This is a genomic window from Microbacterium awajiense (genome assembly GCF_039536545.1).
In the GTDB taxonomy this organism is placed as follows: Bacteria; Actinomycetota; Actinomycetes; order Actinomycetales; family Microbacteriaceae; genus Microbacterium; species Microbacterium awajiense.
Genome location: NZ_BAAAYU010000005.1, coordinates 1,365,982 through 1,376,874 on the forward strand (window position 1 = coordinate 1,365,982; position 10,893 = coordinate 1,376,874).

At 67.8% G+C, this 10,893-nt stretch carries 8 protein-coding genes; 5 read left to right on the forward strand and 3 right to left on the reverse strand.

The window, feature by feature from the left end:
• Genes ABD663_RS13030 through ABD663_RS13045 form a run of 4 tightly spaced genes read left to right on the forward strand, consistent with a single transcriptional unit; the run spans position 1 to position 5,651 of the window.
• The gene (locus ABD663_RS13030) at positions 1 to 333 is read left to right on the forward strand and encodes a heavy-metal-associated domain-containing protein (RefSeq protein ID WP_344739235.1); all 333 of its coding nucleotides are present in this window, start codon (positions 1 to 3) and stop codon (positions 331 to 333) included.
• Positions 330 to 2,603: a heavy metal translocating P-type ATPase gene (locus ABD663_RS13035; protein ID WP_344739237.1), complete on the forward strand. Its 2,274-nt coding sequence runs from the start codon at positions 330 to 332 to the stop codon at positions 2,601 to 2,603. The genes ABD663_RS13030 and ABD663_RS13035 overlap by 4 nt, the downstream gene beginning before the upstream one ends.
• A 37-nt stretch (positions 2,604 to 2,640) precedes the next feature.
• Positions 2,641 to 4,782, forward strand: a complete 2,142-nt coding sequence (locus tag ABD663_RS13040; RefSeq protein ID WP_425561781.1) for a heavy metal translocating P-type ATPase — start codon at positions 2,641 to 2,643, stop codon at positions 4,780 to 4,782.
• A gap of 35 nt (positions 4,783 to 4,817) precedes the next feature.
• Complete coding sequence (locus ABD663_RS13045) at positions 4,818 to 5,651, forward strand: F510_1955 family glycosylhydrolase (protein WP_344739239.1); 834 nt, start codon at positions 4,818 to 4,820, stop codon at positions 5,649 to 5,651.
• 13 nt (positions 5,652 to 5,664) lie between these two features.
• Here ABD663_RS13045 and ABD663_RS13050 read toward each other — a convergent pair whose 3' ends face one another.
• From ABD663_RS13050 to ABD663_RS13060, 3 genes are all read right to left on the reverse strand, one after another.
• Entirely contained in the window at positions 5,665 to 6,147 is a 483-nt protein-coding gene (locus ABD663_RS13050; protein WP_344739241.1) for a hypothetical protein, read from the reverse strand.
• Between the two features lie 663 nt (positions 6,148 to 6,810).
• Positions 6,811 to 8,229, reverse strand: coding sequence for a sulfatase family protein (locus ABD663_RS13055; RefSeq protein ID WP_344739244.1), 1,419 nt, complete (start codon positions 8,227 to 8,229; stop codon positions 6,811 to 6,813).
• A complete protein-coding gene (locus tag ABD663_RS13060) occupies positions 8,229 to 9,260 on the reverse strand; it encodes a LacI family DNA-binding transcriptional regulator (RefSeq protein ID WP_344739246.1) in 1,032 nt (343 codons plus the stop codon). The genes ABD663_RS13055 and ABD663_RS13060 overlap by 1 nt, the downstream gene beginning before the upstream one ends.
• A 277-nt stretch (positions 9,261 to 9,537) precedes the next feature.
• Between ABD663_RS13060 and ABD663_RS13065 the strand changes: the two genes are divergently transcribed.
• Positions 9,538 to 10,863, forward strand: a complete 1,326-nt coding sequence (locus tag ABD663_RS13065; RefSeq protein ID WP_344739248.1) for an ABC transporter substrate-binding protein — start codon at positions 9,538 to 9,540, stop codon at positions 10,861 to 10,863.
• Positions 10,864 to 10,893: the final 30 nt, after the last annotated feature.

Here is a 10,893-nt window from a genome sequence, read left to right on the forward strand (position 1 = left end):
ATGACCACCGACAACCGCATCGATCTGGGACTGAAGGATGCCGGCGCGGGATGCGCCTGCTGCGCACCCTCCACCGCCGCATCCGCTGAGACGAAGCCGATGGACGGCGCAGTGACGTCCGAGGTGTTCGTGTCGGGGATGACCTGCTCGCACTGCGTCAGCAGCGTCACCGAGGAGCTCACGGCGATCGAGGGCGTCGACGACGTCTCGGTGAAGCTGAACGCGGATGGCGCCTCCCGGGTCGAGATCCGCAGCTCGACGCCGATCGCCGACGCCGAGATCCAGTCAGCCGTCGAAGAGGCCGGGTACACCCTGGCGCGCGTGTCGTCATGACCACGGGTGATGTCGAGCTCGACATCACCGGGATGACCTGCGCATCGTGCGCGACGCGCATCGAGCGCAAGCTCAACAGGCTCCCCGGGGTGGAGGCGACCGTCAACTACGCAACCGAGAAGGCTCGGGTGCGCGGCGACGACGTCGACCCAGCCGCGCTGATCGCCACGGTCGAGTCGGCCGGCTACCAGGCTGCGCTTCCCGCGCCGCCGGTGGCCGACGCCCCCGATGACGGCACCGAGTCGGAGGATCTCGAGCTCGTCTCGCTGCGTCGGCGTCTGCTGATCAGCGCCGCGCTGTCGGTGCCGGTCGCTCTCATGTCGATGATCCCGGCGCTGCAGTTCGAGTACTGGCAGTGGCTGGCGCTCACGCTCACCGCTCCCGTGGCGGTGTGGGGCGCGTGGCCGTTCCACCGCGCCGCCGCGATCAACGCCCGACACGGTGCGGCGACGATGGACACCCTGATCAGCGTCGGCGTCACCGCGGCGTTCGGGTGGTCGCTGTATGCGCTGTTCTTCGGCGGCGCGGGAGTCCCCGGAATGACGATGACCTTCACTCTGATCGGCGCTCCCCAGGCCGGGGGTCACGAGATCTACCTCGAGGTCGCCGCGCTGGTGACGGTGTTCCTTCTCGCGGGGCGCTACGCGGAAGCCCGCGCCCGGAAGTCGTCGTCGGAGGCGCTGCGAGCACTGCTCGAGCTGGGTGCGCGAGACGCCGTGCGCCTGGTCGACGGCGCGGAGCAGCGCATCCCGGTCGACCAGCTCGTCGTCGGCGACACCGTGCTGGTGCGTCCCGGCGAGAAGATCCCGTCCGACGGCCTGGTCGTCGACGGATCATCCGCGATCGACGCAAGCATGCTGACCGGCGAATCCGTGCCGGTCGAGGTAGGCGTGGGTTCCCGCGTCGTGGGCGCGACGGTCAACGCCGGCGGGCGGCTGGTCGTCGAGATCACCCGCGTCGGTGCCGACACCGAGTTGGCCCGGATGCGGCGGCTCATGGAAGACGCGCAGACCGGCAAAGCCCGGGTGCAGCGCCTCGCCGACCGCGTCTCGGCGGTGTTCGTGCCGGTCGTGATCCTGCTGTCGATCGCCGCGTTCGTCGGCTGGATGATCGCCGGCGGCAGCCTGGAGCTCGCCTTCACCGCCGCCGTGGCGACCCTCATCATCGCCTGCCCGTGCGCGCTGGGTCTTGCGACCCCGACCGCGCTGCTGGTCGGCACCGGACGCGGCTCGCAGATGGGCATCCTCATCCGGGGCCCGCAGGTGCTGGAGCAGACCCACGATGTCGACGTCATCGTCTTGGACAAGACCGGCACGGTGACCAGCGGCACCATGGCGGTTTCTGCCGTTCGCCCCGCGGCCGGTATCACCCGCGATGAGCTGCTCGCCGCGGCGGCGGCGGTCGAATCCGGATCGGAGCATCCCGTCGCCCGGGCCATCGTGGCCGAAGCCGGTGCGGTCTCGCCCGCCGACACGTTCGACTCGCACGCCGGGCTCGGCGTGCAGGGGATGGTCGGCGGCTCGCTCGTCGTGGCCGGCCGCCCCGCGTGGCTGCAGGAGCAGTGGGGCATCCGCATCGACGACGACCTGCAGAAGGATGCCGGCGCGCTCGCGGACGGCGGTGCGACTGTCGTCGCCGTCGGCCGCGACGGGAGCCTGCTGGGCCTCATCGCGGTGGCCGACACCGTCAAGCCCACCAGCGCCGAGGCCATCGCCCGCTTCCGCGCGCTGGGCATGACGCCGGTGCTGCTCACCGGCGACAACGACGGTGCCGCCCGGCACATCGCCGCTCAGGTCGGCATCGACGAGGTGCGATCCGGAGTCACCCCGGCAGGCAAGCTCGACGCGGTGCGCCGGCTGCAGGAGCAGGGCCACACGGTCGCGATGGTCGGCGACGGGGTCAACGACGCCGCCGCCCTCGCCGCGGCCGACCTGGGCATCGCCATGGGTGGAGGCACGGATGCCGCGATCGCGGCCAGCGACATCACGGTCGTCTCGGGCGATCTGCTGGTCGTCGCCGACGCGGTGCGGCTGGCCCGGCGCACCCTGCGCACCATCAAGGGCAACCTGTTCTGGGCGTTCGCGTACAACGTCGCAGCCATTCCCGTCGCCATGGCGGGTCTGCTCAACCCGCTGGTCGCCGCCGCCGCGATGGCGCTGTCGTCGGTCTTCGTGGTCACCAACAGCCTGCGACTGCGCGGGTTCCGTCCCATTCCGCCGAGCTCGTCGACGGTCGCCGTCGAGAATTCGCGCGCCCCCGCTCGGCTCTAACCGAGACGACGGAAGCACTCCTGGAAGGAGATTCCCCATGAGTCAGCACGACCCTCACCACGCCCCCACTCACGGCGGGCACGCCGCCGGCGTCGACGAGTTCCACCATGACGACGACCATCCCGCGCACGACGACCATGCCGGGCATGGCGAGCATTCCGGCCACAGCGGGCACGGCGGGCACTCCGGGCACGGCGGTCACTCCGGGCACGGCGACCACGTCGGCCAGTTCCGCCGTCTGTTCTGGATCATGCTCTTCCTCGCGATCCCGGTCGTGGCTTTCTCGGGCATGTTCTCGATGCTGCTCGGTTACCCGCTGCCGGATGCCCCGTGGGTCGGGTGGATCTCGCCGGTTCTGGGCACGGTCATGTACGTGTGGGGCGGTGCGCCGTTCCTGACCGGTGCCGTCGGCGAGCTGCGTGCGCGCACGCCCGGCATGATGCTGCTGATCGCGCTGGCGATAACCGTCGCCTTCCTCGCGTCGTGGGGAGCCAGCCTCGGTCTGCTGCACCATGAGCTGGACTTCTGGTGGGAGCTGGCGCTGCTGATCGTCATCATGCTTCTGGGGCACTGGATCGAGATGCGGTCTCTGGCGCAGACCACCTCCGCGCTGGATTCCCTCGCGGCGCTGCTGCCCGACGAGGCCGAGAAGATCGACGGCGACTCGACCGTCACCGTCGCCCCGGCCGACCTGGTCGTCGGCGATCTCGTTGTGGTGCGTCCGGGCGGGCGCGTGCCCGCCGATGGCCGCGTGGTCCAGGGGTCGGCGAGCATGGACGAGTCGATGATCACCGGCGAATCCCGCCCTGTGCGCCGTGGAGACGGCGATCCGGTGGTCGCCGGGACCGTGGCCACCGACTCGGGCCTTCGGGTGGAGATCACCGCGGTCGGAGACGACACGGCGCTCGCCGGCATCCAGCGACTCGTGACGGAGGCGCAGAACTCGTCGTCGCGGGCGCAGCGCCTCGCCGACCGTGCCGCCGGATGGCTCTTCTGGTTCGCGCTCGGCGCCGCCGCGATCACCGCGACGGTGTGGTCAATGATCGGGATGCCCGATGCCGCCGTCATCCGCACCATCACCGTGCTCGTGATCGCGTGCCCGCATGCGCTGGGTCTGGCGATCCCGCTGGTCGTGTCCATCGCCACGGAGCGCGCCGCTCGCGCCGGAGTGCTCGTCAAAGACCGCCTCGCACTCGAGAGCATGCGCACGGTCGATGCCGTGCTGTTCGACAAGACGGGCACGCTCACCAAGGGCACCCCCGCCGTTACCGGCGTCGAGCCCACTGCAGGAACCGACGAAGACCGGCTGATCGCGCTCGCGGCCGCGGCAGAGGCCGACTCCGAGCACCCGCTCGCGCGGGCGATCGTCGCCGCGGCCCGCGACAAGAGCCTCGCCGTACCGGCATCCTCCGATTTCGAGTCCTCGCCGGCCATCGGTGTTCGCGCGACCGTCGACGGGCACGTCGTGCAGGTCGGGGGGCCGCACCTGCTCGATCAGGAAGGGGGCGAGGAACTGCCCGTCGCAGATCAGTGGCGCGACGAGGGCGCCATCATCCTGCACGTCCTCATCGACGGCGAGGTCGCCGGCGCGCTGCGGCTGGCCGATGAGATCCGTCCCGAGTCGCGCCAGACGGTCGACGCGCTGCACGCGCGCGACGTGGAGGTCGTGATGATCACCGGCGACGCCGAGGCTGTCGCGGCGTCGGTCGCCGCCGAGCTGGGGATCGATCGATACTTCGCCGGTGTGCGGCCCGAAGACAAGGCGTCGAAGGTCAAGCAGCTGCAAGACGAGGGCGGCAAGGTCGCGATGGTCGGCGATGGCGTCAACGACGCCCCCGCGCTCGCCCAGGCCGACGTCGGCATCGCGATCGGCGCGGGCACCGATGTGGCGATCGCCTCGGCCGGTGTCATCCTCGCCAGCGACGACCCCCGCTCGGTGCTCTCTGTGATCGAGCTGTCACGGGCCAGCTACCGCAAGATGAAGCAGAACCTTTGGTGGGCGGCCGGCTACAACCTGATCTCGGTGCCGCTGGCCGCGGGCATTCTCGCGCCGATCGGATTCGTGCTGCCCATGTCCGTGGGAGCGATCCTCATGTCGCTCTCCACGATCGTCGTGGCCCTCAACGCCCAGCTGCTGCGTCGCCTCGACCTCAGCCCGGATGCGGTCATCGACCGCTGAAACCGCGTCGGCCCTCGAGGCCCGAAAGGACGCCTATGATCACCCGCCCTCACGCGACCGCCACCGCCGTCGCGCTTATCGCGGTCGCTCTCACCGGCTGTGCGGCCGCCGACCCGCCGCCCACCGGCGACGAGCACGCCACCGACATGCTCCACGTGCACGCGATCGTCACCACCCCGGGCGGCGACGGCTACTTGCTGGGAACCCACGAAGGAATCTATGCCGCGACACCCGATGGACAACTCGGTGACCGGGTCGGCGACGAAGACTTCGACGCGATGGGGCTGACGGCGTCGGGGGAGGACCTCATCGCCTCCGGCCACCCGGGCCGCGACACGTCGGAAGGACTGGGGGCGGGAAACCTCGGCATCATCCGCAGCGACGATGGCGGCATCACCTGGGATCCGGTGGCGTTCACGGGCGAGAAGGACTTCCACGCCCTCACCGCCGCGCCGGACGGCACACTGTACGGGCAGGCCACCGACAGCGGTGAGCTGCTCTCCAGTACTGACTCCGGCGTGACGTGGCAGCCGACCGGCGCCACCCTCTTCACTTTCGGGCTCGCGGTCGACGCGACCGGCGGAATCATCGCCGTCACACCCGACGGGCTGCAGCTCAGCACCGACGGCGGCGCTTCGTTCGCAGCGCTCTCGGATGCGCCGAAGCTCTACGTCATCGCCGCGTCTCCCGACCACCAAAGACTCGTCGGGGTGGGCACCGACGGCGCGATCTGGAGCAGCACCGCCGGCGGCGCCTGGCAGAGCATCGGAGCCGTGCACGGCGCGGCGCAGGCCATCACGATCGCCGACGACGGAGAGGTCCTCGTCGTCGACGACAGCGGAGTCAGCCTGGTGCGTCCCGACCGCTGACGATGCCGAGAGCCTAGGCGACCGCCGGCTTGTGTCGATCGGGCGGACGCTTCACCAGCAGCGCGGCAGTGCCAGCGATGGCAACGGTGGCTGCGGCGATCGTGACGAGATGGATGCTGAGCGGCCCGCCGTTGTACATCGTCACGCACACCGCGACCAGCGTGACCGCGACGATGACGAGAGCCACGGGGCGCTGTCGGCGGAGTCCGATCAGCACGAGCAGGGCGGGAACGACGTAGAGGACGACGCTCGCGGGCCCCATGGCGTTCACGGCGGCGATGTAGCCATCCGTCCCAGGGATCACGGCGAGGATGCTGCGGTAGAACATCGCGACGCAGTGCAGAACGAGCCCGATCACGCCGATCACCAGCAGCGTGACGTCGACCCGCGAGGAGCGCCGCGCATACTTCCCCCATGGCAGCTTCTTGCTGAGGAAGCGCGCGGCGAAAAGAAGTGCTGGGACCAGCACGAGTGCTGCAGTGAGCGTGATCGGCACAGTTGGCTCCCGTCGTCGACCCTTGAGTGCATCTCAGCATCAATCCCTGAACAGGTTCTCGGTTCTACCCGTCGCTACTACATGAGGGTGGCGCTACGCTCCTGCTGGCGCGGGCGGCGGATTGTTGTGGCGGTCATCGGCCGCGTGGTTGGGGTTCGCAACTCGCCCTCGATACTGGAGACATGCTTCCTCGGCGGATCTTTCGCGTTTCGCGCCGGGTGACCCCCAGGTGACCCCGAGCATGCCGAGGGTCGTGTGGTCTTCTGAGTGCCGGGTGTGTTGAGTGCGTGGCGAGCGGCCGCGTTTCCGCCGGAAAGATCCTGATCGAGTCAGGAAATCCGCGTGACTCCGTCGTAGCGCGGGTCACGCGAAGCGCTGCCGGGGTTCGGGTCGTGTGACCCTGCTAAGGTGGAGTCCCCTCACGGGGACCGAGGGTTCAAATCCCTCCGTCTCCGCCGAAAAATCCCTGGTCAGACGAGATTGATTCTGCGTCTGCCACGAACTCTGCCATCTCTGCGACGTTTTGCGACGCGGCCGGTGCTGAGCGGTTCATACGTGATGGCGATCGCACGCAGATCAATCTGCTTCGTCGTCGGGTGATCGAGCCCCGCATCGATGCCGAAGCAGCGGAGACGAAGAGCGCCGATCCCTCCGTCTCCGACATCAATAGGCCCACGTGCGTGGCAGGGGTTGCTCGACTTCGAGCGTGCGTTGAACCAGCCGGCGTCGGTGCTCTGCGAGAAGTGATGCCCGGTCCACGTCGACTTCCACCTCGTTGAGCGGGTTGGACGAGAGATCCCACAGGTGTTCGCTGCCGTCTCGCGTGATGACGTATCGGTAGTCAGGTGTTCGTATCGATCGCCATCCGAGGTGCTCGGTGATAGCGATCTGTGGTCCCCGCGATGCCGGTGTTCCGGTGCCGTGCACGAGCGGCAGCAACGAGCGGCCTTGCATCGTAGGGGGGACTGGAACGCCCAGCGCGGTGAGCACGGTCGGCGCGATGTCGACGGCCTCGACGATCTGGTTCTCTCGCTGAGCGGCCGGGTGGTCGGGGGCAGAGACGATCAGCGGCACGCGGGAGACGGCGTCATCGGCCGGAAAGCCCTTTGAGAGCCGAAGGTGATCCCCCAACCACTCACCGTGATCGGAGGTGAAGACCACCAAGGTGCTTGCGGCACGGCCGCTCCGGTCGAGTTCTGCCAGAATGCGACCCACCTGATGATCGACCTCGCTGATGGCGGCGAAGTAGCCGTGGCGTATCTCGCGAAGCCGCTCATCTGTGAGGCCCGTTGATGCCTGATGTTCGCGCTCGCTGTCTGTGAGGGCAGGCAGGGGGAGGGACTCCAGATCGTATAGGTCCAAGAACCGTTGAGGCACGTGATAAGGCGCATGCGGCGAGAAGAAGCTGGCGATCGTGAAGGATCTCTCGTGCGGTGACAGCGATCGCAGATGCTCAACGGTGCGGGTGCCCACCCAGGCCGAGTGCGTGAGTTCTTCACCATGCTCGAAGGTGCGCACGTGCGCGTAGTCGTCGCGAGGACCGGCGTGCTGGTGGACGATGTCACTCTCCACTGACATGGCCTGCTGCCACGTGTCCGCGGCCGGCGGTAGCCCACTGCTCAGCTCATCCAGTGCCGCGGGGCAGGTGGCACGCACCCACGCGCGGTAGTCATCTTCGTACACGCCCGGTTCGTCGGACAGCGCGAGCACGTCGAAGCCGTAGCGAGGGTGCGGAAGCGAGTGGTCGCGGTTGGCGTGGGGCAGAAAGTGAAGCTTGCCGACGTTGGCCGTGTGCCATCCGCGTCGCGACAAGGTCGAAGCCACCGTCTCGATCGACTCGGGAACAGGTACGCCCATGTGCGTGATGCCGAGATTCGACGGGTAGCGGCCGGTCAACATCGACACACGGCTGGGCATGCACACCGGGGACTGCACGAATGCGTGGTCGAAGAGCGTTCCGCGCGCGGCGAGCGCATCCAGATGGGGGGTCTGGGCAGGCGAGCCCATGCTCCCGAGGGCGTCCCAACGCCACTGGTCGGTATAGATGACGAGGACATCGCGGATCGGCATGTTGTGCTGCATCAGAAGTTCCTCCATGAGGGTCGGAGTCGGTGCGGTGCGCGTTCACCCGTGCCGCGTTCGATGACACGGGTGGGCAGCACCAGCTGACGGGACGTGCCCGTGAGGTCCGTCATTCGCTCGAGGGCGACGCGAGCAGCCTGACGGCCGAGTTCGTGCGGGTCGTAGGTGATGACGCTGACATCGAGGACGTCGGCGGTGTCGAAGTCGTCGAAGCCGATGAGCGCGGTGACGGTGTCCGCGTTTCGGCGCATCGTGCGCAGCGCGCCTATGGTCATGCGATTGTTGCCGCAGATGATTGCGGTGGGTGGCTCCGAGAGCGCGAGCAGATCGGCGATCAACTTCTCTGGCGCGAGCGATCGGTCGTCCTCGAGGCGTTCCCAAGGCGTGGGGTCGGTGCCGTGATCTCTCATTGCGCGGCGATAGCCGGCGATGCGTTCAGCCTGCGAGTAGATCGAAGCGGGGTTGCACACGTACGCGATGTGGCGGTGCCCGCGCTGAAGCAGACGTCGGGTTGCGTCATGAGCGCCGGCGCCGTTGTCGAGCACCACGGAGTCGGCGACGAGGTTGCTCGCCGGGCGGTCGATCGAGACGATCGGAGTACCGAGCTGGCGTTCACCCTCGAGATAGGACTGATCGTCGGATACCGGGATGATCGCCAACGCGCTGATCCGCTGTGAGAGCAGGATGTCGGCGACCCGCTGTTCGCCTTCGACGGTGTCGTCTGTCGTTGCCACCACCAGTCCATAGCCATGCTCTGCCAGCTCGCGCTCGAGGCCGGAGGCCACCTTGTAGTAGAACGGGTTCCCCAGTTCGCCCACGATCAGTCCGACCGTGTTCGTCCCGCCGCCGCGGCGAAGCCCGCGCGCGAGGGTGTTCGGACGGAACCGGAGGCGTTTGGCCGCTCTCATCACTCGCTCCGCCGTTTCGGGGTGCACGAGTTCCCGCTGATTGAAGACACGCGACACGGTCTTCGCGCTGACTCCCGCGAGCGCGGCGACGTCTTCGGCGGTGGCGCGAAGCTGCCCGGCCATGGGGGTTCCTCTCTGGACGACTCGCACCCTCACAGGCACGACGGGCTGATGTCGACGATGGACATTCGGTGGACATCGACGGTGATGACTTCGTGAAGCGTGGGCGGAATCCCGGGAACCTCCGCGAAGTCCGGTACGGGACAACCCTGGACAGACTTTACTAAAGCGCTTTACAAGATCGCAAGACCTGTCCTACGCTGACATCCGCTACCCCAACGGTGAGGGCACTTCGCCGGGACTTGGCTGGGGAGCTTGATTCCAATGAGGGAGTAATCACATGGCTACACGAAAGGCGATGATCGGCCTCGGTGCCATCGCGGCGACAACCACGCTGTTGCTGACAGCGTGCGCGGGTTCGTCCGGAGAAGCATCCGGAGGCGACAGCGACGAGGTGTCCGGCGACATCACGTTCCTGACCAACCGCACCGATCTCGAGACCGACGGCACGTGGGACGCTTACATCGAGGAGTTTCAGCAGACCTATCCCGATGTCAACGTCACGGTCGAGGCCCTGACGGACTATGCCGGCGACGTGACGACGCGCATGAGTACGCCGAACGGCTACGGCGATGTTCTGCTCATCCCCGACAGCGTGCCGGCGGATCAGTTCGCCGACTTCTTCGAGCCCCTCGGCGACGTGGATGAGATGGGAGAGACCTATCGGTTCCAGGCCCCGGCGAGCTTCGACGGGGCGCAGTACGGCATCGCGCTCGGCGGCAACGCCAACGGCGTCCTCTACAACACCGCCGTGTTCGAGGCGGCGGGCGTCGACGAGTTGCCGAAGTCCGAGGATGAGTTCCTCGACGCGCTCCGCGCCATCGATGCGAACACGGACGCCACCCCCTACTACACCAACTACAAGGACGGCTGGCCCCTCGGCGGTCAGTGGTCGAACAACATCGGCGCCGTCACCGGAGACCCCGACGCCCAGAACCTCATGGCCAACGACGAGTCGCCGTGGGTGGAAGGCACCGACATCTATGCCATCGACTCGCTGATGTACGAGATCGTGTCGGAAGGACTCAATGAGGCCGACCCGCTGACGACGAACTGGGAGCAGTCGAAGAACGACTTCGCCACGGGCAAGATCGGTGCGATGGTGCTCGGCTCCTGGGCCATCTCGCAGTTCCAGGATGCTGCGACGGCCGCTGGTGCGTCCGAAGACGTCGTCGGCTTCATGGCCTTCCCCGCGAACGTCGACGGTCAGCAGTACGCCACGATCGGCGGCGACTACAACCTTGCGATCAACAAGAACTCCTCCAGCAAGGCCGCTGCGCGGGCGTGGATCGACTGGCTCGTCGAAGAGTCCGGATTCACCGAAACCCAGGGGATGATCTCGGCGGTGAAGTCGGCACCGCTTCCCTCGAACCTCAGCTCGCTCTCGGACGAGGGCGTGGAACTCATCGAGTCGACGCCCGCGCCGCTCGGCGAGGAGGGGTTGTTCAACAGCGTGGCTGATGAAGCTCAGATCGACATCTGGGGGAACATCTACCGCCAGAAAATGATCGATATCGCCCGCGGCCAGGCCGACGGCGACAAGGACACGTACTTCGCGTCCCTCAACGAGCGCTGGGGTGCGGCGGTAGCCGAACTCGCCGGCTGACGCACCCGTCGTCCGACGCCACTGCAGTAC